Here is a 24,628-nt window from a genome sequence, read left to right on the forward strand (position 1 = left end):
CAACCACCCTGCGTACTATGTCCACATTCAGGGCCGAGCAGTCACGGCCAGGCATTCACGGCCCAGAGGAGCGCCCATGAACCAGCCGAGCCAGCCGCCGCACCCGGCCCGCGCCGCCTTCGACGCCGTGATCTTCGACCTCGACGGCGTGGTCACCGACACGGCCGCCGTGCACGCCCGGGCGTGGAAGGCCCTGTTCGACGAGGCACTGCCGGGGCTGACGAAGTCGCCGGTGCCTTCGTTCGAAATCGAGAGCGACTACCGGCGGTACGTCGACGGGCGGGCGCGGGAGGACGGCATCCGTGCGTTCCTGGCCTCGCGCGGGATCAAACCGACGCATGGCCGGGCGACCATCGACGCTCTCGCCGGCCGCAAGCAGGAGCTGTTCACCCGCGAGCTCGCCGTCGGCGGCGTGCAGGCGTTCCCCGGCACGCTGGAGCTGCTGCGCCGGTTGAAAGAGCAGGGGCTGCCGGTGGCCCTCGTGACAGCGAGCCGCAACAGCGCCGCCGTGCTGACCGCGGCGCGCCTTACGGGCCTATTCGACGTCACAGTCGACGGCACCGACGCCGTGCGGATGCGCCTGGCCGGCAAACCCGACCCGGCCCTGTTCCTCGAGGCGGCCCGGCGACTGCACGTGACGCCGGACCGCACAGTGGTCGTCGAAGACTCCGAGGCCGGGGTGCAGGCCGCGGCGCGCGGCGGATTCGCCCTGGTCATCGGCATGGAGCGTACGGGCGACAGCCGGCTGCGCTCGGCCGGCGCCGATCTCGTGCTCACCGACCTCGCCGACCTGGACCTGGCCGGCCTGGACCCCGCTCTGACCGGGAAGAACCGCGGCTGGGCCGGAGGCGAGACCGGCAGCGACCCGTGGTTGCTGCGCTACATCGGCTATGACCCCGCGACCGAGGGGCTGCGGGAGGCGCTCTGCACACTCGGAAACGGCTACTGGGGCACTCGCGGCGCGGCGGCCGAGTCCACCGACGACGGCGTGCACTACCCCGGAACCTACCTCGCCGGCGTCTACAACCGGGTGCAGACGACCCTCGGCGAGCGCACCGTCGAAGACGAGCACCTGGTCAACGCCCCCAACTGGCTGCCGCTGGGATTCAGGGTGGCCGACGGGGACTGGTTCGACGTCGGCCACACCGAGCTGGTCACCTATCTGCAGGAGCTGGACCTGCGGCGCGGCGTGCTGACCCGGGTCATCCGTTTGCGCGACGAGGCGGGGCGCACCACCCGGGTGACCTCCCGGCGGTTCGTGTCCCAGGCCGCCCCGCATGTGGCCGTGCTCGACACCACGTTCGAGGCGGAGGACTGGACCGGCCCGGTGACCGTGCGCTCGGCCCTCGAGGGCCGGGTCTTCAACCGCAATGTTGCCGCCGACCGGCTTCTCACCAACGCTCACCTGATTCCCCACACCGGCACGCAAATCGACGCCGAGACCGTGCTGCTCGAGATGGAGACCACGCAGTCCGGCATCCACATCGCCCTGGCGGCCCGCACCCGGGTGCGGAGGGACGAGCAGCCGGTCGAGCCCCCGCGGCACCTGCTCACCGACGACGCCGGCTGGGTGGCGCACGAGTTCACCCTGGATCTGGAGCCGGGGCATCCGGTCAGGGTGGAGAAGACGGTCGTCGTCACCACCTCCCGCGACCGGGCCATCGCCTCGCCGGCCCGGGCGGTGGCCATCTGGTTGCGGCGCCTGCCGCACCCGGCGGACCTGTTGGAGGCGCACGAACGGGCCTGGCAGGTGCTCTGGGACGAGTTCGCGGTGGGCATGCGCGCGAGCGATCACCAGTCGCTCGCGCTCAACCTGAACACCTTCCACGTGCTGCAGACGGTGGCGGCCGTCGACGCCGACCTCGACGCGAGCATGCCGGCCCGAGGGCTACACGGCGAGGGGTACCGCGGGCACGTCTTCTGGGACGAGCTGTTCGTCTACCCGATTCTCACCCTGCGCCGCCCCGACCTGAGCCGCGCCCTGCTCGGCTACCGGTACCGGCGCCTGGGCGAGGCCCGCGCGGCCGCACGGGGCATCGGCCGCGAGGGCGCGATGTTCCCTTGGCAGAGCGGCATCGACGGGCGCGAGGAGACCCCGACGAACCTCTTCAACCCGCTGAACCAGCAGTGGATGCCCGACAATTCCCAGAACCAGCGGCATGTGGGCCTCGCCGTGGCCTACAGCATCTGGGAGTATTACCAGTCCACCGGCAACACCGAATTCCTGATTCAGCAGGGTGCCGAAATGCTGCTCGAAGTGGCTCGTTTCTTCGCCAGCCTGGCCCGCTACGACGAGGTGGACGACCGCTACGACATTGACGGGGTGATGGGGCCGGACGAGTTCCACGACGGTTACCCCGGGGCGTCGGGCCACGGCCTCCGCAACAACGCGTACACGAACGTGATGACCGCGTGGGTACTGCACCGCGCGGTCGACACCGTGGCTCTGTTGCAGAACCGGTACTGCGGGCCCCTCTGGAACCGGCTGCGACTGCGGCCGGACGAGGTCGACCAGTGGGCCCGGATCAGCCTGCGGCTGCGGGTGCCGTTCCACGCCGACGGCGTGATCAGCCAGTTCGAGGGCTACGAGGGCCTGCCCGAGTTCGACTGGGACGCCTACCGGGCCCGGTATCCCTCGATCGCCCGCCTCGACTTGATCCTCAACGCCGAGGGCGACAGCACGAACAACTACCGGCTCTCCAAGCAGGCCGATGTGCTCATGCTGCTCTACCTGCTCTCCGCCGAGGAGCTGCGCGAACTGCTTGAGACCATGGGCTACGAACTGCCGCCGGAGGCGATTGTGCGAACGGTCGAGTTCTACTCGGCACGCTCCACGCACGGCTCCACGCTAAGCAACGTGGTGCACTCCTGGCTGGACGCCCGGCGCGACCGGGAACGGTCGTGGGACTATCTGACCCGGGCCCTCGACAGCGACCTTGGCGACATCCTCGGCGGCTCCACCCACGAGGGCATCCACCTCGGCGCGATGGCCGGATCGATCGACATGGTCGTGCGCTGCTACACCGGGCTGGAGATCCGGGAGAACATGCTCTGGCTGCATCCCGTGCTGCCGAAGGAGCTCGCGGAGGTCACCTTCGCCATCAACTACCGGGAACAGCCGATCCGGCTGAAGCTGACTCCCGGCAACGTGCGCCTGCAGCTGCGGGCAGGCGGCGCCGCTCCGATCCGGGTACGGGTCGAGGGCAAAGAGGCCGTGCTTGCGCCCGGCGAGACCCGCGATTTCCCGCTCGGTTAGCGTCGGTTGTCCCGGACTCCTGAAACCACTATCCCTGTGGGCCAAGGCCGCTCGGGGCAGCCTCGGGGTTGGCGAAGGCGGCCAGCAATTCCCCGATGCGGTGACTACGATCCAGAGGGTGGCGAAGCGGCATTCCCGTGTTGAGGCGATAGATGTTGCGCCGTCCCTCCCGTTCGCGCTCGAGATAACCGGCGTCTTCGAGTTCGGTGACGATGCGTTGAGCCGCCCTCTCCGTGATGCCCACCTGGGCCGCGACGTCGCGCAATCGCACATTCGGGTTCTCCGCCACGCACAACAGCACGTGCGCGTGATTGGTTAAAAACGTCCACTGCGCCATTCTCCTATTCTCACCCAACTGACCATTGTTTCCTCACACGTGAATCCCGACACTCGATGCGTGCTATGTTTTTCGTGTTTTATGAATCGTGAGAGAAGGAGCAGCTTTGAACGAGAATGCGACGGTGGCAATGGTCCTGGCGGGGCCGTGGGTTGCCGTGCTCGCCTCAGCGATCGCCGGGCGTCTCGGCCGGAGCGGTGATCTGGTCGCTCGCATTGCCGCGGCGGTCGTCGGTCTGGGGTTCGTCTTTACGGCAGCCGTCGCCATTGCCGTGTCGACCCTGTGGACGGGTTCAATCCAGGTGGGCTTCGGGGAGACAAGCCTGCAACTCGATGCCCTGGCACTGATCATGTCGATGCTCGTTCTGGGGCTGTCCTCCCTCATTCAGGGGTTCGCCGTGCGCTACCTGCGCGGGGATCCTCGTCAGGTCTGGTTCGTGGTGACCGCGAACCTGCTCACCGGGTTCACCGTGCTGATGGTGTGTGCAGGGTCCGTGGCCCTGTTCGCGTGCGCCTGGGTCGGCGCCGGCGCCGCACTTGTGCTGCTTCTGGCCACCTACTGGCCGCTGGCACGGGCGAGGGAGGGTGTGTGGCGCACCGCGGTTCGCTTTGGTGCCGCCGACACCGCGTTCCTCCTCGCGGTGGCAGTGCTGCTCGTTGGTGCCGGCGGGGACGTGTCCTTCGATCAGCTCGGCGCCGGTGCGTCCGGCCTGAGCGCGCCGGCCCAGCTCACCCTCGCGGTAATGTTGGTCCTCGCCGCCCTGGCCCGATCCAGCCAGATCCCATTCCAGGGCTGGTTGCCGTTCACTCTCGGCGCCCCGACACCGGTCTCTGCGCTGTTGCATGCCGGGGTGGTCAACGCGGGCGCCATCCTGCTTCTGCGATTCGCGCCGGCGATCGCCCCTCACCGGTCCGTGATGATCGTCGTCTGCGTGGTGGGCGCGGCCACCCTGGTGTTCGCGTCGGCGGTGCGCCTGGCACGCCCGGACGTGAAGGGCCGACTGGTATTCTCCACGATGGCGCAGATGGGGTTCATGATCATGGCTTGCGGGTTGGGCCTGTTCGCGGCTGCAATCTTCCACCTGGTTGCCCACTCCCTGTACAAATCGACACTCTTCCTCGGCGCGGGAACCGGAGTGCGACAGCACGCCACCGACCGCGACCTTCCCACCCGCACAGCCCCGTCGCGCCTGGTGGCGGGCCTTGCGGTGGCCATCTCCGTGACCGTAACGGTTGCCGTACTCGTGGCAGCCAAACTGGTGCTCTCCCCCGCCGTGTCGCCCTCCAGCATCGGCCTGTTGGCGTTCGTCGCCCTGACCGCCGGCGTCACCCTGGCCGTGGCACTGGCAACCCACTTCTCGATCCGCACGATGGTGGTCGGCACCACGGTGACGGCGGCCGTCGGAATCGGCTACGTAGCCTTCCTGCACCTGTTCACGGGAGCACTGGAACCCGGGGTGCCGGTCCAGGGGGCCCCTGGCTGGCTGCTCGTTCTGCCCGCGGTCGGCCTGATCGCCGTCGAGCTGCTGGCTCGAAGCAGCACCGGTGCGGTCTGGCTGCGCGATCGTGTCTACACGTCCGCACTTGCCGTCTCCCTGCCCCGTAACCCCATCAGAACTGGAGCACCCCTGTGAGTCTGATCCTACGCGCGCAGGTCGCTGCCGCCGCCCACGACATCGTTCCGGCCTGGCCGTTGGACTCCTTCATCGCCGTGAACCCGCTAGCCGGCCGCGAATCTTACCCATTCGAGACCGAAACAACCGCGGAGGCGGCAACCACCCGCTCCGGGAGCGCCTACCTGGCTGACTATCAGCGCGGTCGAATCACCCGTGATGACATCGACGCAGCACTCCTCGAACGTATCCCCCAGCTGGCCGACCGACGCTTGCGGATCGGCACCACAGCCGTGTCCGCGGTCCGGGTTGCCGAACTCGATATGCGCCTGGTCGCAGCCGCACCTGAGCCCGAACCGGTTGCGGTGGCGGAGCTGACGTGGCTCGATGAATACCTGGCCGTCTGGGTTGCCGGCTATCTGTGCCCGGACCCGGCGTGGCCCATGCCACACCATGCCGACGGGTTCTACCGGGCCTGGCGAACCCTGGCCTGCCTCGATCCGTCCCTCCCCCGCACGGTTCGGCGCACCCTCACCACACTTTCGCCCGAACCGGACGCGGCGCTGGCGCACGCCCTGCAACGCCTCGGCATCACGGCGGCCGACGTCCCACGTGCCCTTCGGACCGCACTCGGGCACCTGCCCGGGTGGGTCGGGCACATCAAATGGCGGGCCGAGAAGGTCGGCGACATCGACCTGACCTCGTACCTGGCCGTCCGATTCACGGTTCAGGTTGCGCTCGGAATTACCCCAGCAGCCGACCAGACAACACAGACGGCACAGCGCGACCAAACCACGCTGACCTCGACACCGTTCTGGTTGCGGGCCGAACGGGTTGCGCAGGCGCTTACCGCCGCACGGCCGAGCCGCGAGGACGTCGCCGCGGTCGCTCGGGTTCTGTCCACCCATCCGATAACCGACCAGCGGTACACCTGGCAGAAAGCCTACGAACTGAACTACCGCACCGCCCTGATCGGGGCACTCCGCTCCACCGTCGAGACCCGGGACGGCCGCAACGTGCAGTTGGTGATGTGCATCGACCCCCGGTCCGAGGGGTTGCGCCGCCACCTCGAAGAAAGCTCCTCCGTCGAGACGTTCGGTTTCGCCGGCTTCTTCGGCGTCCCCATCCGGTTCGCCCGCTACCAGGCGCGCGGAGCAATCGACTCGCTCCCGGCACTGCTGAGCGCGCGCCACCACATCACCGAGATCCCCGTCGACCACGAACAAGCACACAGAGTCGTTGCCGCTGGAAAATTCCGAGACGCCCTGCGGCATGCCGTGCATACGGCGGACTCGACAGCGGCGACACCGTTCGCGTTCGCGGAAACGGCAGGATGGTTCTACGGCGGCATCAGCATCCTGCGCACCCTCACCCCGCGCATCCACGCACGGATCGTGCGCGCCCTCTCCCTCTCGCCCCGGGACCTGCGCAGTGACGTGACGATCGCGGACGCGTTCACGCTGGACGAGCGTGCCACGTTGGCCGAAACGGCCTTGCGGATGATGGGCCTGTCCCAGTTCGCCCCGCTGGTCGTTTTGGCAGGTCACGGCTCCGAATCGGAGAACAACCTCTACCAGTCCGCACTGGACTGCGGCGCGTGCGGCGGTAATCCGGGGCACGCCAACGCCCGCGCCGCCGCCGCCATCTTCAACGACCCCGAGGTGCGACTGCTGCTCGCCGACCGCGGGCTGCCGATTCCCTTCGACACGTTCTTCGTGGCCGCCGAACACAACACCGTCAGCGACATGGTCACCGTGCTCGACCGCCACCTGATCCCCGACAGCCACACGAGTTCGGCAGACCGCTTCGAGCAGCTTCAGCGCACCGCGGCGGACAAATTGGTGACCGAACGCGCCCGGCACCTACCGGGAGCATCACCCCGGCATTCCCCCGCACGACTGCGCGGACGTGCCCACGACTGGGCTGAGGTGTATCCAGAGCTCGGGTTGGCGGGAAACGCCACCATGATCATCGGACCCCGCGATATAACCAGGAACGTTGATTTGGGCCGGCGGGTGTTCCTGCACTCCTACCGCACCGAACTGGATCCCACCGGGGCCGCCCTGGAGACGATCATGACCGCCCCCCTCGTCGTGGCGCAGTGGATCAACCACCAGTACTACTTCACAGCCCTGAACCCCGACACTCTCGGCGCAGGAACGAAAACCATCCACAACGCCATCGGCACACTCGGCGTGATCTCGGGCCACAGCGGCGACCTCCGCCGCGGCCTGCCGTGGCAATCCGTGGGTCTGGGCACGGAGCTGTTCCATGAGCCGATGCGCCTCACCGTCGTTGTCGAAGCACCGCTGGCCCGCATCGGAGAGATCATCTCGCGCAACCAAGTCCTGCGAGATCTTTTCGACAATGACTGGATCACCCTCACCGCACGAGATCACCCCGCTGCCCTCTGGCACCGCTATACCGCCTACGGCTTCACAGCGACCGCAACCGCTACTCCCGCCGCCACTGCCACCCCGATGGAAGGACCACACACATGAACAATCTCACCAAGATGACCCGACTGGAGATCGTCGTGCCTGCGCGCGACGCCCCCGCCATCCGCGAGCTGGTTTCCTCCGCCGGCGCCACCGGGTACACCTCCGTCTCCGGTGTCTCCGGCATCGGACACCACGGACAACACTCTGGATCCCTGCTCTTCAACGAGTACGACACCCTCACCATGCTCATCACCGTGTTGCCCCCCGACAAAGCCGACGAACTCATCAACGCCGTGCGCGAGCTGCTGAACACCTCCAGCGGCGTCATGTTCGTCGCCGAGACCTACGTCTCAAGGCCCGACTACTTCCAATGACTTCCTCCCACGCCTACTATGCTGGGCGCCTGATCACCTTCGCCACCATGCACGGCAAGGAGCACCTCGCCCAACAGGCATTCCGCGACATTCTCGGCGCGACAGTCAGCGCTGCGGGGGGCCTGAACACTGACCAGTTCGGGACCTTCGCCGGCGATATCCCACGCACCCTCAGCCCCCGCTCGGCAGCCCGCGCCAAAGCGCGACTGGGTATGCAGATCGCCGGCACCACTCTTGGACTTGCCTCCGAAGGCAGCTTCAGCTCCGGATTCGGTCCTCTCGTTGAAAACACGGAGATTCTCCTGTTCATCGACAAAACCCTGGGGTTGGAACTCGTCGAGGGCGCCGTGAATATCTCCGCGCTGCCTGGAGGCAGACGCGTCGACAACGCCGACAGCGCTCTCGCGTTCGCGTCAGCCGCGGGATTCCCCGAACAGGGAGTGATCGTGCAGAGCACAAACGATAATCACCTGACTGTCTACAAGAACTTCACGCAACTCAGCGACCTCGAGGAAACCGTCGACATGCTTCTGACGGACCAGTCCACCGTCACGATTCTGCCGGACTACCGAGCGCACAAATCGCCAGCGCGGGCAGAGACGATTCGCAGGCTGAGTTATCAGATGGCTCGTCGCCTCGCTACACCCTGCTCCCTGTGTCAAGCACCTGGGTTCGGTCAGGTAGACATCGAACGCGGCGTTCCCTGTTCCGACTGTAGATCAGCGACCGCATTGATCGCCGCGGACCTCCACGGCTGCGGACGCTGTACCCACAGGACCCGGATACCGCGTGGCCAGGCCACCGCCGACCCGCAATGGTGCGACTATTGCAACCCGTAGTGAGGTCAGGCGTTATTCGTGCTCCCCGTCGACCTCATGCATGGTGGTCCGCGGCGCGCCTCAGACCTCGGACTGCAGGGCCGCCCGGGCGAACGCGGCCCCACCGGGCGTGACGATCCAGCGCGTGTAACTGCTGGTGCCGGCATCGAACACACCGAGTCGGCGCAGCAAGCGCCACTTCGGCAGCACCAGGTTGAAGGCCGCGTCACTGGAGAGCGGGGCACCGTCGGCCCGCACCCAACCGATGGTCTCCAAACTGAGGGCCAGCAGCTGTTTGAACAGCTCGGCCTCGTCAAAACCCCGCCGCGCGATGAGTAGGAGCAGCAGCCTGGTGGCGTCGGACTCGGCCGGGTCGCGACTCTGGTGCGCGGTTCTGGCCAGATGCCACCACAGATCGCGCGGCGCCTCGACGAGCGCCCGGCCGCGACTGGTCTGCAGCAGCATCCCCTTGCTCACTCGGAGCAGGCCCACGCTGCGCAGGTGTGCGCGCAACTCCAGCAGAGGCAGGAAGTGGCTCTCCCGGCTGGCCGTGACGGGCCAGCCCCAGTCGAGCTGGGTCGAGGCTTCCACGACCACCGCGGGCGGGAGGTAGCCGGCCTGGGTCAGACGGATGCCGTGCTCACCGACGCGGCGCAGCATCCACTGCACGGGCGCCACCATGCGCTCCATCGCCCGCACCGGCAGCAGAATGGAGTCGGTCACCCGTGCCTCCGCGAGCACCAGGCGGAACCCGGCGACGGAGTCGGGGTGCATGCGTGTTTCGAGTTCCTGGACGACCTTCACGGTGCGAGCATAGCGAGGTGTGGCCGCGGAGCCTGATGCGACCGATCGTGTCGGGCATCCGCTCTGCCGTAGCCTTGGATCATGGCCAGAGACATTGCAACCACCACCACAGTTGACCTCGCCGAGATGCTCGCTTTCGTGCGCCCGAGGCACCGGATGCTGCTGGCCACCACCCGCACCGACGGCCGCCCGCAGATCTCGCCCGTGACCGGCGGGGTCGACCCCTCCGGCCGAATCGTGATCTCCTCCTATCCTGCCCGGGCGAAAACCCGCAACGCGGAGCGAAATGTGCTTGCCTCCGTACTGGTGCTCTCGGAAGACTGGGACGGCGGCTGGATCCAGGTCGACGGCGACGCCGAGGTGCTGCACATGCCCGAGGCCGGCGACGGGCTGGTCGAGTACTTCCGCTGCATCTCCGGCGAGCACTCCGACTGGGCCGAGTACCGGGCGGCGATGGCGCTTCAGGACAAGTCCCTGATCCGCATCACCCCCAGCCGGTGGAGCCCGATCGGCACGGGCGGCTTCCCAGCCGACGTCGCCGCCCGGCTCGACGCACTGTAGCCGCGCTCGCAGGATCGGCGTCGCGGCGCACCCTGGGGAAGCAGGCGCACGTTCGTCCGTGTGCCCGCTTCCATAACCTGCGCCGCGCGGCCTGGCGCCCGACGTACTGTCACCAGCATCTGCGAAGCTGGACGGATGACCGACACCCGCGCCGCCGCCCTCGAGATTCTGCGCAACCTGGTCGGGCGTGACGACGCCGACTTCCACGAGGGACAGTTCGAGGCGATCGAGACCCTCGTCGACCAGCGCCGACGGGCCCTGGTCGTGCAACGCACCGGGTGGGGCAAGTCGGCCGTCTACTTCGTCGCCACGCTGCTGCTGCGCCGCCAGGGAGCCGGCCCCACCATCCTGGTGTCGCCGCTGCTCGCCCTGATGCGCGACCAGGTGGCCGCGGCAGCCCGGGCCGGGGTGCGCGCCGTGTCGATCAACTCTTCCAACCCGCACGAGTGGGCAGAGGTGCAGCAGCAGCTGATCGACGACGAGGTCGATGTGCTGCTGGTGTCGCCGGAGCGACTCAACAACCCGAAGTTCCGCGACGAGCAGCTCCCCGCGCTCCTCGCCCGGGTGGGCCTGCTCGTCGTCGACGAGGCCCACTGCATCTCCGACTGGGGCCATGATTTCCGGCCCGACTATCGGCGCCTGCGCGACCTGATCGCCCAGATGCCCGCCGGGGTGCCGGTGCTGGCGACCACGGCCACGGCGAACAGCCGCGTGGTGACGGATGTCGCGGCACAGCTGGTCTCGACCGGCGCGACGGTCGCGAACGGCGCAACCGGCGTGGCAGGCGCTGAGGTGGTCACCATCCGCGGCCCGCTCGCCCGGGCATCCCTGCGCCTCGGCGTACTGCGCCTGCCCGACTCGCGCACCCGGCTGGCCTGGCTGCTCAGCCACATCGACGAGCTGCCCGGTAGCGGCATCATCTACACCCTCACCGTCTCGGCGGCGGAAGACACCGCACGTCTGCTGCGGGAGGCCGGGCACCCGGTGCGCGCCTATACCGGGCAGACCGACACCGCGGAGCGGGAGGAGTCCGAGGGCATGCTCAAGCGCAACAAGGTCAAGGCCCTCGTCGCCACCAGCGCCCTGGGCATGGGGTTCGACAAGCCCGACCTCGGCTTCGTGTTGCACCTGGGTGCCCCATCCTCCCCCGTGGCCTACTACCAGCAGGTCGGCCGCGCCGGCCGCGCCACCGAGAACGCCGACGTGCTGCTGCTGCCCGGAGTCGAAGACGAAGACATCTGGCAGTACTTCGCCACCTCCTCGATGCCCAGCCAGCACAAGGCGGAAGCCGTGATCGGGGCGCTCACGGAGCACGGATTGGCCCCGCTGTCCACACCGGCGCTCGAGGCCCGCGTCGACCTCAAGCGCAGCCCGCTCGAGCTGCTGCTGAAGGTGCTCGACGTCGACGGCGCCGTGCGCCGCGTCACCGGCGGCTGGGTGTCCACCGGCCGGCCCTGGTTCTACGACCGGGAACGCTACGAACGCATCGCCGCCGCCCGGGTGAGCGAGCAGCAGGCGATGCTCGACTACGAGCGCACCACCGGCTGCCGGATGGAATTCTTGCAGCGCGCGCTCGACGACGACACCGCGGTGGCCTGCGGCCGCTGCGACAACTGCACCACGGCCTGGTTCCCCGGCGACGTGCGGCCCGAGATGACCTCGGCCGCCGCCCGGGCCCTCGACCGGGTCGGCGTGGCTCTCGAGCCGCGCGCGCAGTGGCCCACCGGGGTGGCGAGCCTGGGCGTGAACGTGCGCGGCAACATCCCGACCGGCGAACGGATGCTGCCCGGCCGCGCCCTCGCCCGCCTCACCGATCTGGGCTGGGGCGGCCCGCTACGCGACCTGTTTGCCACCCAGTCCTCCGACGCGCCGTCCACGGATGCCCCGGCGAGCCCAGCCCTGATCCAGGCCTGCATCCGCGTGCTGGTGGAGTGGGGCTGGGACGAACGGCCGGCCGCGGTGGTGAGCGTGCCCTCGCGGCGGCATCCGTTGCTGGTCGGATCGGTGGCTCGGGCGTTCGCCGAGGCCGGCCGCCTGCCCTGGCTCGGCTCGCTCGACCTCGTGAACGGCGGCCCCACCGGCACGGCGGGCGGCAACAGCGCCTACCGGCTCTCCAACGTCTGGGACCGTTTCGCGGTGGGACCGAAGCTGGCCGCGGCCCTCGACACGGTGCAGGGCCGACCGATCCTGCTCGTCGATGACCTCGCCGACAGCCGCTGGACGCTCACGGTTGCGGGCCGCCTACTGCGTCGCCAGGGGGTGGCGGCCGTGCTGCCGTTCGCGTTGGCGTTGAAGTCCTGAGCTGCCGGAGAACTGAAGCTTTCGCCCTGACGTCAACGCAGCGCGCGCAGCTTGACCGTGCGCTGCAAGCCGACCTCGTCGGCCCGGACTCCCCCGACCGTTCCGCAGTGGGCTGACTGCATGGACAGGCGCACCAGGTCAACGCCGCGCAGCCCCGGCCAGCCCTGCACCAGGTGGCGCCAGGTTGTTGGCACAGCTTCCAGCCCCCAGCGGGCGGCGGTCAGCGCGCCAGCGACACCTGCTACGGCGTCGGTGTCGCCGCCGCCGCGCGCCGCGACTTCGATGGCGCGACGCACCTGGCCGGCATCCGTTCCCCGGGCGTACGTGATCGCCGACCAGGCAGCCTGCAGGGTCTGCACGACCCAGCCGTTACCCGGGAAATCCGCTGGCCGTTCACGCTCGGCATCGTCGAACCGGGTCGACCAGTCCGCGCGGCGCTCGCTCGTCAGGGCGGACAGGCCCACCCGAATGTCGAGTTCGCCCTCGAGCACGGCGTGCCGCAAAGCGAGCCCGAACAGCACGCAGGCATCGCCTGCCTCGGTTTCACGGTGCGTCAGCTCACTGACCAGGCGCGCGGCCTCGGCCAGGGCGACCGGATCACCGAGGAACGCCAGCGCCACCGGCGCGGTTCTCAGGAGCGATCCGTTGCCGGCGCTGCGCCCGTTGCGATCATGCTGCTCCCTCGCCCCGCGACGCACGGAGTCGGCGTTCGGCTCGCTGCCCGAGAGCACCGCCCCCAGCTGCACGCCCGCGTACGGTGCCGATTTCGCCCAGGCCACCCAGTGGGCCACAACGATGTCGAGGACCGAGTCGTCTCTGAGATCCCCGCCCTCCGCCGCGGCGATCGCGAGCGGCACCGCCATGGCCGTGTAGTCGGTCCACTCGCCGGGTACCCAGTGGAAGCCGCCGCCGCCGCGCATGCTGACCGGGGTGGTTTCCGGTAGCGGCCCGGCAAACTCGTAGCCGGCCCCGAGCGCGTCCCCGCAGGCCATGCCCAGCAGCACCGCTGCTGATCGGTCGTGTTGGTCGGCAGTCAGCTTCATTGCAGGCTCCTTCGGGTCGGGCCGATTCGGGTCGGGTAAGGACCGGAGTACCTGCACATCCGAGAACGAACGTCGGGTGCACGGGATGAGCGCAGCCTATTCCGGCCCAAAATCCCCGGCAAGGCCATTGACCGGGGCCTAACCGGTGTGTGACGCGGCGCGTCACGGGAATACTTACCGGGGCGCACTCCTTGTTAGTCTTCAGACATCGCTTTTCGGCGATGAATACGCACCTGCAACCTCGGTTAGGCCAGAAAAATGAAGCTCAAGATCCTGTCGGCGGTATTACTCACAGCGCTCACCGTGTCGCTGGCCGGCTGCTCCGCGAGCACCGACACCGACGACGCAACCACCACCGGCGCCGACACCTCGCTGTCCTCCGTCATAGACGCGGGCGTGCTCACCATCGGCACCGAGGGCACGTACCGCCCGTTCACCTTCCACGAGGGTGGCTCCGGCGCACTGGCCGGCTACGACGTCGAGATCATCGAGGCCGTCGCAGCCGAGCTCGGAGTCACGGCCAAGTTCGAGGAAACCCAGTGGGACGGCATCTTCGCCGGCCTCGAGGCTGGCCGCTTCGACGTCATCGCCAACCAGGTCACGGCCACCCCGGAACGCGTCGCCAAGTACAACTTCTCGACCCCCTACACGTTCTCGACCGGCGTGATCGTGGTCAAGAGCGACAACACCTCGATCACCTCCTTCGAGACCCTGGCCGGCAAGACCACGGCCCAGTCGCTCACCAGCAACTGGAACACCCTCGCCACCGAGAGCGGCGCACGTGTGCAGGCCGTCGAGGGCTGGGCCCAGTCGGTCGCCCTGGTCGAACAGGGCCGCGTCGACGCGACCGTGAACGACAATCTTACCTTCCTCGACTACCAGAAGCAGACCGGCGCCACCGGGCTCAAGGTCGCCGCGAACACCGACGAGGAGTCCGCGACCTCGTTCGCTTTCGTCAAGGGAAGCACGGAGCTGACGGATGCCGTCGACGCGGCCCTCGAGAAGCTCGCCGCCGCCGGCACCCTGACGTCGATCTCGGAGAAGTACTTCGGGTCCGACGTTTCCCAGTAACCCCGTCCAGCCATGAACCAATCCGCCTGGGACCTATTCTGGACCTCGCTCGGTCCCATCGTGCAGGGGGCGATTCTCGGCACCATCCCGCTGGCGCTCGCCTCGTTCACGATCGGTCTGGCGCTCGCGCTCGGGCTGGCGTTGATGCGCCTCTCCCGGCGCCGGTGGGTGTCCGGCATCGCCCGGGTCTACATCTCGATCGTGCGCGGTACCCCACTGTTGGTCCAGTTGTTCGTGATCTTCTACGGCCTGCCGTCGCTGGGCATCCTGATCGATCCGTGGCCGAGCGCTGTGATGGCGTTCTCGCTCAACGTCGGAGGCTACGCCGCCGAAGTGATTCGGGCTGCCATCCTCTCGGTGCCCAAGGGACAATGGGAGGCGGCCTACATGATCGGCATGTCGCACCGTCGCGCGCTGACCCGGATCATCCTGCCGCAGGCCGCCCGTGTCTCGGTTCCGCCCCTGTCGAACACCTTCATCAGCCTGGTCAAGGACACCTCCCTCGCCTCGCTGATCCTGGTCACGGAGCTGTTCCGCGAAGCACAGCAGGTGGCCGCCTTCAGCCAGGAATTCATGCTGCTCTACCTCGAAGCCGCCCTGGTCTACTGGGTGATCTGCCTGGGCCTGTCCTCGGTGCAGAGCGTTCTCGAGAAGCGATTGGACCGCTATGTCCCCCACTGATCCGATTGATCCGACCGAACCGACGGCCCCGGATGCCGCGGCGACCTCCGACGCCCTGCTCCGCGTGCGCGGGCTCCAGAAGAGTTTCGGCTCCAACCAGGTGTTGCAATCCATCGACCTGACGGTGGGTCGCGGCCACGTGCTCGCCCTGATCGGACCCTCCGGTTCCGGCAAGACCACCATCCTGCGCTGCCTGAACGGCCTGGAACTGGCCAACGGCGGAACGATCGACGTGGCCGACGAACTGTCGGTCGACTTCGCAGCCATTCCGGGGAAGAGTCAGCGTGCGGCTCTGCGCGACCGGTCGGCCATGGTCTTCCAGCACTACAACCTGTTCCCGCACAAGACCGTACTGGAGAACGTGTTGGAGGGGCCCGTGGTGGTGCAGCGCCGCCCGAAGGCGGAGGTCGAAGCGGAGGCGCTCGCGTTGCTCGACCGCGTGGGCCTCAGCGCCAAGAAGGACAGCTACCCGTTCGAGCTCTCCGGCGGCCAGCAGCAGCGTGTGGGCATCGTGCGCGCGCTCGCCCTGCGCCCGCAGCTGCTGCTCTTCGACGAGCCCACGTCATCCCTCGACCCGGAACTCGTGGGCGATGTTCTGCGCCTGATCAAGGAGCTGGCGGTGGAGGGCTGGAGCATGGTGATCGTGACCCACGAACTCGAATTCGCGCGCGAGGTAGCCACCGAGGTGGCCTTCGTCGACGGTGGCCGGATCGTCGAGCGCGGCGACCCGAATCAGCTGCTGCGCCACCCGAAGGAGGAACGCACCCGGCAGTTCCTGCACCGGCTGCTGTTCCCCTTCTAGGTGCACATCCAGGCGTGGGGCCGACCTCGCCGGGCAGCGGCTTAGCCCCTCACCTGCCCGTCAACTCTTGTGCCCGGAGTCGGGCTGATCCGCTGGTTCAGTCTCGGAATGATCCGCTGCCCGGAGCGAGCCGGCATGAGCTCGCACCGTGGGATCCTGGCGTGTCTTGATCAGGCTGGCGACCGTGGTCACGGTCAAGACCACACCGATGACGATCAGGCTGAGATTCGTACTGATCTCCGGCACTCGGCCATCAAGGCCGTGTGCCCAATGCAGAACGAGTTTCACACCGATGAAGGCCAGGATGAGGGACAGGCCGGTCGACAGGTAGACCAGCCGGTCGAGGAGCCCCTTGACGAGGAAGAAGAGCGCCCGGAGCCCGAGCAGCGCGAAGGCGTTGGCGGTGAAGACGATGTACGCCTCATCGGTGATTCCGAAGATCGCCGGGATCGAATCGAGTGCGAACAGGAGATCGGTGCTGCCGATCGCTATCAGCACGATAAACAGCGGTGTCACCGCGCGGCGGCCGGCGCTCCGCGTGAACATTCGACCGTCGACATAGTCGTCGGTAACGGTCAGGCCCCGACGGGCCACCCGGACCAGTACGTTGTCTTGCACGTCAGGGTCGACGTTACGGTGCCGGAAGAGCTGTACGGCTGTGAAGATCAGCACCAGACCGAAGATCAGGAACATGAATGAGAACAGCGAAAGCAGGGCGGAACCCAGTGCAATGAAGATCGCCCGCAGAATGAGTGCCAGCAGGATCCCGAAGATGAGAACTTTCTGCTGGTATTTTTCCGGGACCGCGAAGGTCGACATGATGATCACGAAGACGAAGAGGTTGTCGATGGACAGGCTCTTCTCAACGATGTACCCGGCGAAGTATTCCGCGCCGAACCCCCAGCCCACCTGCGCCGCGAAAACGAGACCGAACAGGATCGCGACCGCGATGTACAGCACCGACGAGAGTGCGGCCTCCCGAAACTTGACGACGTGCGGCCGGGCGATGGCCAAACCCAGGTCCAACGCGAGCAGACCCAGAATGACGGCGATGGTGAGCGTCCAGCGGAGCGCAGTTACTTCCAGCAACTGTGACCTTCCTGTCGTGTCCTCAGCGAGAATTTCAGCGTGAGCCTACTCATAAGAGGAACTAAATAAGCATGAACGTCAACAGTATCCTGCCTCTGCTGCTGACCCCCTTCCGGGCAAGCGGCCTGCCCTGCTAAATCCCCAGCTCGTCCGCACTATTCTTTTCCAGTGACTTCAACAGCGATCTCTCCGGTGGGCTCCGACTCAGCATCGCCCTCCACCTTCCGGCAGCTTTCCGGTCTGCTGCGGATCGGCATGGGACTGCTGCTCCTCGCGAGCATCATTACGCAGATCACCGACCAGCTCTGGAACGACGCCTTCGTGGCGACCGAGTATTTCGGCTACTTCACCATCCAGTCGAGCCTGATGAACGTGGTCGTGCTGCTCGTGGGAGGTTCCCTCGCCCTTCGCCGAAGCACGGATTCCCAACTCCTCACCGGGGTGCGAATGTCGGTACTCACCTACGCGGTCGTCACCGGGGTCGTCTACAACGCGCTGCTGCGCAACGTCGTCTCCGATGGCTTCATCGGTGTCGGCTGGCCCAACGAGGTGTTGCACGTCTGGGCGCCGATCTTCATCGCGCTGGACTGGATCCTCTCGCCCGGGCGCCCGGCCCTGGCCTGGAAGCGCCTCGGTGTGGCCCTGATCTACCCGCTGGCTTGGGTGACTTACGCCGTGGTGCGGGGCACCCTGACCGGCTTCTACACCTATCCCTTCCTCGAACCGGCCCAGCCGGGCGGCTACGTGACCGTGATCTTCTACGTGCTCGGCATCGCGACCTTCATCACCGGTCTCGCCGCGGCCGCAATCGCCGCGAGCCGCCTCCGGCCACAGGTTTTGACGACCGAACCCGTGGCCTGATCCGCTGTCGCGGTCAGACCGATCGCGGCGGCGGCGCGAAAGTGCTGAACGCGGCGATCATCTCGTCGACGCTGTGCGCCGCGGTCGACGGATGCCGGAACGGCCGGTTCCGCTCGATGCTGTAGTGATTGCGCCGCCCCACCCGTTCGCGCCGGATGTAGCCGGCCTTGACCAGGTCCGCCATGATGCTCAGCGCCGCCCGGGTTGACACCCCCACCGTGTCGGCGAGCTCCTGCACCCGCGCATCGGGGTTACCTGCGATAGCCAGGAGCAGGTGCGCGTGGTGGGTGAGGAACGTCCACGGCTTGCCGGGGGCATCCGTCGGTCCAGGCGGCGGAACGGGCGGCGGTTCGGGCAGCATCTCGGTCATCGGAGGGTCTCGTTCACCTTCTTCTGCTCAGCCTTCTGTTCGGCCTTCTGCTCGGCATTCTGTGCCTTCTGCTCGGGCGTGCGGGCCGATCGGCGCCAGACCGGCTCCATCTGGGCGAGTTCCTCAGGGGTGGCCTCGCGGAACGAGCCGACGGGAGCGGCCTCGAACTCGCGCCGCCCCTGGCCGCGCGTGGCCCGGAGGCTGAGCATGACCGAAACCGCGATGATCAGCGCGATCACAGATAGGGAAACGGTCGTCGGGATGTAGAAGACGTCGAGCAGCAGCATCTTGACGCCCACCCAGATCAGCACCAGCGAGAGACCAATCTTCAGGTAGACGAATCGGTGCATGAGGTCGGCGAGCAGGAAGTACATCGCCCGGAGGCCGAGGATTGCAAAGGCGTTGGCGGTGAAGACGATGAACGGTTCACTGGTGACCGCGAAGATGGCCGGGATGGAGTCCACGGCGAACACGACATCCGTCACCTCGACGAGCACGAGAACCGCCAGCAGCGGTGTGGCGAGCAGAATGCCGTTCTTGCGCACGAGTAAGCGCTGGCCGTGGAACGTCTCGGTCATCGGGATGAAGCGGCGGAAGAGGCGCAGCACTTGGGATTTCTCGGGGTGCGCGTGCTCGTTGCGGGTGCGGATCATGCGGTAGCCCGTGAAGATCAGGAACGCAGCGAACACGTAGAGAATCCAGGAGAAGTTCTCGATCAACACGGCGCCCGCGGCGATGAAGATGCCGCGCAGCACGAGCGCACCGAGAACGCCGAGGAACAGCACCCGGTGCTGGTACTGGCGCGGCACCGCGAAAGCGGCGAAGATGATCGCCCAGACGAAGACGTTGTCGACCGCGAGGGACTTCTCGATCAGGTAGCCCGCGTAATACTGCTGCCCGAACTCGGCCCCGGCCGTCACCCAGATCACGACGCCGAAGGAGATGCCGATGAGCACCCAGATCACGGACCAGATCGCGGCTTCGCGCACTCCGATCACATGGGCCTTGCGATGGGCGAACAGGTCGACGGCGAGCATGACGGCGATGATGCCGAACACCGCCAGCCAGGCGTAGAGGGGAACGTCCATGGGGAATGCCTTCCAGTCACTTTTTCGACTGGAGGTCTGGTCCAACCCGGATCGGGTCCCTGTGGCCGGGCTCCGATGACGGAACCGTAATGACGACCACACGCTGGGGATTACTCCCCTCCGAAAATAAGTGAAGCATACTTCACCCTTTGGCGCAAACAGCGGGGTTGACTGCGGCGGTTGAGCACTTCCGCCGCCGCGACTACCGCGCACTGGAACAACGGAGGATCCCATGACGGGTTTTGTCGACAAGATCGAGGACGCGGCCATCCGCAACTCGAATTTCCGCCAGGTGCTGTACACCGCCCGGGGCTGCAGCTGGTCGTGATGGCGCTGGAGCCGGGCGAGGACATCGGGGAAAGAGGTGCACCCAGATCGAGACCAGTACTTTCGGGTGGAGAAGGGCAAGGGCGAGATCTGGATCGACGGCACCAAGACGAAGATCAGGAAGAACTCCGCCATGGTCGTGCCGGCCGGCGCGCGGCACAATGTGCTCAACACGGGCGGCAAGGTGCTGCGGCTCACGGAGCCGAAGCCGAAGCAGAAATCACGCCAGGCGAAGCCGGCCGCCACGCAGGCTACGGCAAAGCCGACGTCGAAGACGGCCGCCAAGCCCGCCGCGAAGACACCACGCAAGCCGGCGGCAAAGCGCCCCTCGACGAGGGCGCGGTCCGCCGACACCAACTAGCTGAGTGCGGCCTAACGAATTCGACGGAGATTCGGGCTCTCCTGCTGCTTCTGTGGGTTAAACCCGGCCGGGGAGCACTGGTTTGTGGCCGCCGAGGCTGAGCATGGCGAGGGCGATGAGGGCGTCGGGTGATTTGAAGCCGAACGCGATGCGGGTGAGTAGTCGGATCTTGGTGTTCATGGACTCGATGCGGCCGTTGGAGAGGCCGTGCTCGATCGATGCAAGGATCGCGGCCCGGTGCTTGACGATGGAGCGTTGGAGTTTCACGAATGACGGTATTCGGCTGCGGCGTGCCCATCCGACCCACTTGTCCAGGGCCTCGGCGGCTTCGTCGCGGGGCAGCTTGAAGACCAGCCGGAGGCCTTCTTTGAGATAGTAGGCCCGGCCCAGGGCCGGGTTGGTGTGAACGACCCAGGCCAGCTTGATCTGTTGTTTCTCGGTGAGGTTCTCGGGGTTTTTCCAGAGCGCGTAGCGGGAGTTCATCATCAACTTCGCGTGCTCGCTGTGAGGCCGGGCCGGGGCGTCGTGCACGGGCCGGCCAACCGTGCGGGACTCGTTTAGGCGGGCCTGTTTGCGGGCCTCGGTCCAGGCGGCCTTGCGAACTTCATCGAGGGCTTCCGTGGCCCACTTCACGACGTGGAACGGGTCCGCGCAGCGGACTGCGTTCGGGCAGCGTGCTGCGACGACCGACGCGATCCACGCGGCCCCATCCGCGGAAACATGCGTGATCAGAGCGGATCGTTCCGCGCCGAGCGCATCGAAGAACGTGCCCAGGGTGGCCTTATCCTGGCCGGGTGCGGCCCAGACCAGACGCCCCGAATCGTGGTCGACGACCACGGTCAAGAACTTCCGGCCGCGCTTGTAGGAGATCTCATCGATCCCGATCCGGGTGAGCCCGGCGAAGGGATCATGGAGCTTTTCCGTGTCGGCCCACACCCGGGTGATGATCGCCCCGACCGTCCGCTACGCGATCCGCATCAACACGGTGACCGCGGCCTTAGACGTCTGCGTGGCCAGCCACGCGACCTGAGAGTCAAAGTGATGCGTGTGGCCGGCCTGGTGCCTGGCCCACGGGACTGCGGCCACGATCACCCCGTGCTCCCGGCACGACACCCGCGGGGCATCCGCCTCCAGAAAGACCCGGGTCGAGCCGAAATCCAATCCCCGCCACCGGCGGCGCCCCGCCCCCTCGTCGTAGCGCGGGCAGCGTTTCTGGCAGCTCCCGCACCGGTTCCGCATCGACCTGGTCAGCCGAACCGACGCAACAAAAACGCCCGCTACGAGGTCGAGATCAACGTCCTCGACCACTGTCTTGTCGACACCGAGCAAAGTCCGCCCTATTGTTAGAGACCGCACGCCGTTTTCCTGCCCCTTGAGTTTCTGTTCCTAGACAGTCAGAAACCTAGACAGGAAGCGGCGTGCGGCCGTTAAGGCGCTCCGAAACACCCACGGATACAGCAGGAGAGCCGAGATTTTGAGCATTTCGGGCTGAAACGGATGTTTGGGGCCGGTTTTGAGCAAAATCTCCGTCGAATTGGTTCGAGACCGCCTGGCTGGCGCCTAGCGGGTCCGGGCTCCGGCAGGCGCCGGCCGCACCCGCTGCGCCTGCAGCGTGCGTTCCCGCATTGCGAGGAAAAGCGGGAAGGTGAAGGCGAAGGCTGTCAGACCCGAGAGCACCACGTAGAGCCAACCCCGCTTCATCCCGATCCGCCTGGCCTCGACGATGATCAGGATGCTGCCGGCCACCGCCACCACCAGCAGGTCAACGGTCAGTGACGACACCGCCGGACCGCTGTTCACCCAGTCACCGACGAAGTCGCGTAGCTGCACGATCGCCAGCAGGTTGAAGGTCCAGGTGCCCACGAGGCCGCCGAGGCTGAGCGCCAGGTAGACGGCGGCGAGCGGGGTCCAGTTTTTGGTCATACGTCATTATTGCCGCCCGGTAGGGTCGAAAGCCGACCCTGGGAGCACCATGCCACACGCATCTCGCAAGCCTGCGTCAACCCGCAGCCGGCGTTCCAGGCGACGGCCCGTCACCGCCCTGATGGTGGTCCTGCCGCTCCTGGCTTTGGTCTGGGCGATCGTGGTCGGCGTGCCCGGCGTCACACCGGGCGAGACATCCGTTCCCTTCCCGGTCGGATCCACGGCCGCGGCCCCGGTGACCGGCGACGCGGCCGACCTGCTCGCCACCCTGCCGGTCAAGGGCAAGGCCGCGAAGACCGGCTACGACCGCACCGGCGAGTTCGGCTCCGCCTGGCGCGACGTGGACGACAACGGCTGCGACACCCGCAACGATATCCTGGCCCGCGACCTGGCCGCGATCGTGACCGACGCGTCCTGCCGGGTCTTGAGCGGCCAGCTGCTGGCGCCGTACACGGGCGAATCGGTGTCGTTCGAGCGCGGCGAGACCACCTCGATGCTCGTGCAGATCGACCATCTGGTCGCTTTGTCGAACGCCTGGCAAACCGGCGCCGCACAACTGACCCGGGAAGAGCGGATCGCCCTGGCCAACGACCCGCTGAACCTGCTGGCCTCCGACGGTGTCTCCAACTCGCAGAAGGGCGACGGGGACGCCGCCACCTGGCTACCCGCGGAGAAGTCGTTCCGCTGCGAATATGTGGCCCGCCAGATCTCCGTGAAGGCCACCTACGGCCTATGGGTGGCCCCGGCCGAGCACGACGCCATGGTGCGCGTGCTCGCGACCTGCCCCGGCCAGCCTGCCTACTCGGCCACGCCCGGTCTGGACTAGTCCCGCGCCGGCACAGCACGAACCGGCACAGCCCGGCTACACCGACACGAGGACCTCGTCGATCTCGCTGAAGCCCTGGTCGGTGACGGTGATGACCAGCTTGGCCGGGATCTGCTCCTTCATGGAGTCGACATGGCTGATCAGACCGATGGTGCGGCCGCCGGCGCGGAGGCCGTCCAGGGTGCTCATCGCGGTTTCCAGGGTGGCGCCGTCGAGGGACCCGAAGCCCTCGTCGACGAACAGGGTGTCGAGGGCGATGCCGCCGGCCTGGTTCGACACGATTTCCGCCAGCCCGAGGGCGAGGGCCAATGACGCCAGGAACGTCTCGCCGCCGGAGAGCGACTGGGTGGGGCGGGCCCGCCCGGTGTGCGCGTCCCGGATCATCAGCCCGAGCCCGGACTGGCCACCACGGAACTGCACCGAGTCGTCGTGTTCGAGGGTGTAGCGGCCCCCGGTCATGGTGCGTAGCCGGTTGTTGGCCGCTGCAATGATCTGCTCGAGCTGCGCGGCGAGAACGTAGGTCTCCAGGCGCATCCGTTTCGTGTTGGGTTCGTCGCCGTGCACGGCCGCCGCCAACTCCCTAACCTGCGTCTGCGTGGACAGAAGCTCCGCGCCGGCGTCGAAGTGCACGCGGGCATCCGTGACCAGGCCGGTCATGACGGCCACCCGCTCCCCCAGGGAGCCGCGTTCGGCCAGCGCCGCATCCCGTTCCGCCGCCGCCGTCACCAGGGTTTCCCGGGCCGGACCGACGTCGGTCAGGCCGGCGGGAAGACCCGTGAGTGCCGGTTCAGCCAGCACCGAGCGCGCCGCCGCGCGCGAATCGTCGTGGCCGCGGATCAGCTCTTCCAGCTGCCGCACGTCGGCGTCGTTCTGGTGGGCGGCGGCCACGTCCTGCTCGTCGACGAAACCTTCGCGGTCCAGCTGAGCCTGAACGGATGCGCCGGCGGCGTTCCGCAGGCTCCGGCGCTCACGGCTGTGGTCGAGGGCCTCGCCGAGGGCCCGCGCGGAGGCCAGCTCTGCCCGCAGCCGATCGACCCGGTGGCCCACCGAGGCGAAGTCGCCGCGCTGGGCGGACACTCGGTCGTCGATGGCCTGTCGGGCGCTGCGGCGCTCGGCAAGCTGCACGGCCGCCACATCGCGGGCGGAGCAGAGGCCTGCCAGGGCACGGCCGGCCTCGTCGAGTTCGGCCCGCAGCCGGCTCTTGTCGAGGCCGAGCGCTGCCGCCCGCACGCCCGCGTTCACGGCCGCGGCGAGGGCCACCTCGGACGCGGCCATTTCGGCGACGATTTCGTCGATGGTGCGCTCCCCGGCCCGGGCCCGGGCCTCGGCCAGATCGGTGGCCACGGTGCCTGCGGCGACGTGCGTCTGATCGAGTCGGGTCTGCGCCTGCTTCAGGCATGCCCGTGCCGCCACGATGTCGGCTTCGGTGACCGGTTCTTCATCGCCGGTGGCGGGAGCCGGATGCGCGGTCGAGCCGCACACCTCGCACGGCTCCCCCGGCACGAGGTGCGAGGCCAACTCGACGGCGTGGCCGGCCAGCCGCCGGTCCACAAGGGTCTGGTAGCGCACCGCCGCCGCCGCGTTCTCGCCGGCGGCGACCGCGTCGGCCCGGTGCGCCACCTCCAGCTCCGCGTCGAGACGCCGCACCTGGCCGGCCGCGCCCTCGGCCGCCCGCAGCCGCT

General features: G+C 67.6%; 20 protein-coding genes and 2 pseudogenes. 13 read left to right on the forward strand and 9 right to left on the reverse strand.

Annotated features, from left to right (window positions below; genetic code table 11):
- The first annotated feature begins 76 nt into the window (after positions 1-76).
- Positions 77-3,256 carry a beta-phosphoglucomutase family hydrolase gene (locus E3T25_RS14465; protein ID WP_134375069.1) on the forward strand — a complete coding sequence of 1,060 codons (3,180 nt, stop codon included), beginning with the start codon at positions 77-79 and terminating at the stop codon, positions 3,254-3,256.
- A 28-nt stretch (positions 3,257-3,284) separates the two neighbouring features.
- On the opposite strand, the gene E3T25_RS14470 is transcribed toward E3T25_RS14465, so the two are convergent.
- Positions 3,285-3,593: a helix-turn-helix transcriptional regulator gene (locus E3T25_RS14470; RefSeq protein ID WP_134375071.1), complete on the reverse strand. Its 309-nt coding sequence runs from the start codon at positions 3,591-3,593 to the stop codon at positions 3,285-3,287.
- Between the two features lie 106 nt (positions 3,594-3,699).
- Between E3T25_RS14470 and E3T25_RS14475 the strand changes: the two genes are divergently transcribed.
- From E3T25_RS14475 to E3T25_RS14490, 4 genes are read left to right on the forward strand one after another with little or no spacing between them, the layout of a single operon-like run.
- Complete coding sequence (locus E3T25_RS14475; RefSeq protein WP_134375073.1) at positions 3,700-5,226, forward strand: proton-conducting transporter transmembrane domain-containing protein; 1,527 nt, start codon at positions 3,700-3,702, stop codon at positions 5,224-5,226.
- Positions 5,223-7,706, forward strand: a complete 2,484-nt coding sequence (locus E3T25_RS14480) for a DUF2309 domain-containing protein (RefSeq protein ID WP_134375075.1) — start codon at positions 5,223-5,225, stop codon at positions 7,704-7,706. The genes E3T25_RS14475 and E3T25_RS14480 overlap by 4 nt, the downstream gene beginning before the upstream one ends.
- Positions 7,703-8,020, forward strand: coding sequence for a DUF190 domain-containing protein (locus E3T25_RS14485; protein ID WP_104099654.1), 318 nt, complete (start codon positions 7,703-7,705; stop codon positions 8,018-8,020). The genes E3T25_RS14480 and E3T25_RS14485 overlap by 4 nt, the downstream gene beginning before the upstream one ends.
- Before the next feature lie 47 nt (positions 8,021-8,067).
- Positions 8,068-8,859, forward strand: a complete 792-nt coding sequence (locus E3T25_RS14490; RefSeq protein ID WP_134375077.1) for a DUF6671 family protein — start codon at positions 8,068-8,070, stop codon at positions 8,857-8,859.
- Positions 8,860-8,919: 60 nt separating this feature from the next.
- Here E3T25_RS14490 and E3T25_RS14495 read toward each other — a convergent pair whose 3' ends face one another.
- Positions 8,920-9,642, reverse strand: coding sequence for a hypothetical protein (locus tag E3T25_RS14495; protein ID WP_104099656.1), 723 nt, complete (start codon positions 9,640-9,642; stop codon positions 8,920-8,922).
- Positions 9,643-9,723: 81 nt separating this feature from the next.
- On the opposite strand from E3T25_RS14495, the gene E3T25_RS14500 reads away from it, so the two are divergent.
- Complete coding sequence (locus E3T25_RS14500; RefSeq protein WP_134342014.1) at positions 9,724-10,203, forward strand: PPOX class F420-dependent oxidoreductase; 480 nt, start codon at positions 9,724-9,726, stop codon at positions 10,201-10,203.
- A 135-nt stretch (positions 10,204-10,338) separates the two neighbouring features.
- Complete coding sequence (locus E3T25_RS14505; RefSeq protein WP_134375079.1) at positions 10,339-12,504, forward strand: RecQ family ATP-dependent DNA helicase; 2,166 nt, start codon at positions 10,339-10,341, stop codon at positions 12,502-12,504.
- A 32-nt stretch (positions 12,505-12,536) separates the two neighbouring features.
- Here the strand turns inward: E3T25_RS14505 and E3T25_RS14510 are convergent, their stop codons facing one another.
- Entirely contained in the window at positions 12,537-13,547 is a 1,011-nt protein-coding gene (locus E3T25_RS14510; protein WP_104099659.1) for an ADP-ribosylglycohydrolase family protein, read from the reverse strand.
- Positions 13,548-13,805: 258 nt separating this feature from the next.
- Between E3T25_RS14510 and E3T25_RS14515 the strand changes: the two genes are divergently transcribed.
- From E3T25_RS14515 to E3T25_RS14525, 3 genes are read left to right on the forward strand one after another with little or no spacing between them, the layout of a single operon-like run.
- Entirely contained in the window at positions 13,806-14,618 is an 813-nt protein-coding gene (locus E3T25_RS14515; RefSeq protein ID WP_134375080.1) for an amino acid ABC transporter substrate-binding protein, read from the forward strand.
- A 12-nt stretch (positions 14,619-14,630) separates the two neighbouring features.
- Positions 14,631-15,299: an amino acid ABC transporter permease gene (locus E3T25_RS14520; RefSeq protein WP_104099661.1), complete on the forward strand. Its 669-nt coding sequence runs from the start codon at positions 14,631-14,633 to the stop codon at positions 15,297-15,299.
- The gene (locus E3T25_RS14525; protein ID WP_134375082.1) at positions 15,286-16,101 is read left to right on the forward strand and encodes an amino acid ABC transporter ATP-binding protein; all 816 of its coding nucleotides are present in this window, start codon (positions 15,286-15,288) and stop codon (positions 16,099-16,101) included. Before E3T25_RS14520 ends, E3T25_RS14525 begins: the two co-directional genes overlap by 14 nt.
- Before the next feature lie 60 nt (positions 16,102-16,161).
- Here E3T25_RS14525 and E3T25_RS14530 read toward each other — a convergent pair whose 3' ends face one another.
- The gene (locus tag E3T25_RS14530) at positions 16,162-17,190 is read right to left on the reverse strand and encodes a TerC/Alx family metal homeostasis membrane protein (protein ID WP_104099663.1); all 1,029 of its coding nucleotides are present in this window, start codon (positions 17,188-17,190) and stop codon (positions 16,162-16,164) included.
- Between the two features lie 168 nt (positions 17,191-17,358).
- Between E3T25_RS14530 and E3T25_RS14535 the strand changes: the two genes are divergently transcribed.
- Complete coding sequence (locus E3T25_RS14535; RefSeq protein ID WP_134375084.1) at positions 17,359-18,051, forward strand: Pr6Pr family membrane protein; 693 nt, start codon at positions 17,359-17,361, stop codon at positions 18,049-18,051.
- A gap of 13 nt (positions 18,052-18,064) precedes the next feature.
- Here the strand turns inward: E3T25_RS14535 and E3T25_RS14540 are convergent, their stop codons facing one another.
- Positions 18,065-18,421, reverse strand: coding sequence for a winged helix-turn-helix domain-containing protein (locus tag E3T25_RS14540; protein WP_104193928.1), 357 nt, complete (start codon positions 18,419-18,421; stop codon positions 18,065-18,067).
- Positions 18,418-19,509, reverse strand: a complete 1,092-nt coding sequence (locus E3T25_RS14545) for a TerC family protein (protein ID WP_104099665.1) — start codon at positions 19,507-19,509, stop codon at positions 18,418-18,420. Before E3T25_RS14545 ends, E3T25_RS14540 begins: the two co-directional genes overlap by 4 nt.
- A 361-nt stretch (positions 19,510-19,870) precedes the next feature.
- On the opposite strand from E3T25_RS14545, the pseudogene E3T25_RS17100 reads away from it, so the two are divergent.
- A pseudogene (locus E3T25_RS17100) lies at positions 19,871-20,197 on the forward strand (cupin domain-containing protein); the annotation flags it as partial.
- Positions 20,198-20,254: 57 nt separating this feature from the next.
- On the opposite strand, the pseudogene E3T25_RS14555 reads toward E3T25_RS17100, so the two are convergent.
- Both E3T25_RS14555 and E3T25_RS14560 read right to left on the reverse strand, forming a co-directional pair.
- A pseudogene (locus E3T25_RS14555) lies at positions 20,255-21,553 on the reverse strand (ISL3 family transposase).
- A gap of 204 nt (positions 21,554-21,757) precedes the next feature.
- Positions 21,758-22,120: a DUF2834 domain-containing protein gene (locus E3T25_RS14560; RefSeq protein WP_104193930.1), complete on the reverse strand. Its 363-nt coding sequence runs from the start codon at positions 22,118-22,120 to the stop codon at positions 21,758-21,760.
- A gap of 49 nt (positions 22,121-22,169) precedes the next feature.
- On the opposite strand from E3T25_RS14560, the gene E3T25_RS14565 reads away from it, so the two are divergent.
- Positions 22,170-22,946 (forward strand): HNH endonuclease family protein, encoded by a 777-nt coding sequence (locus tag E3T25_RS14565; RefSeq protein ID WP_104099136.1) that lies wholly within the window; start codon positions 22,170-22,172, stop codon positions 22,944-22,946.
- A gap of 36 nt (positions 22,947-22,982) precedes the next feature.
- On the opposite strand, the gene E3T25_RS14570 is transcribed toward E3T25_RS14565, so the two are convergent.
- Positions 22,983-24,628: SbcC/MukB-like Walker B domain-containing protein (locus tag E3T25_RS14570; RefSeq protein WP_277613311.1), on the reverse strand; the 1,646-nt coding region annotated here is incomplete at its 5' end.

Source organism: Cryobacterium sandaracinum (assembly GCF_004403415.1).
GTDB classification, from domain to species: domain Bacteria; phylum Actinomycetota; class Actinomycetes; order Actinomycetales; family Microbacteriaceae; genus Cryobacterium; species Cryobacterium sandaracinum.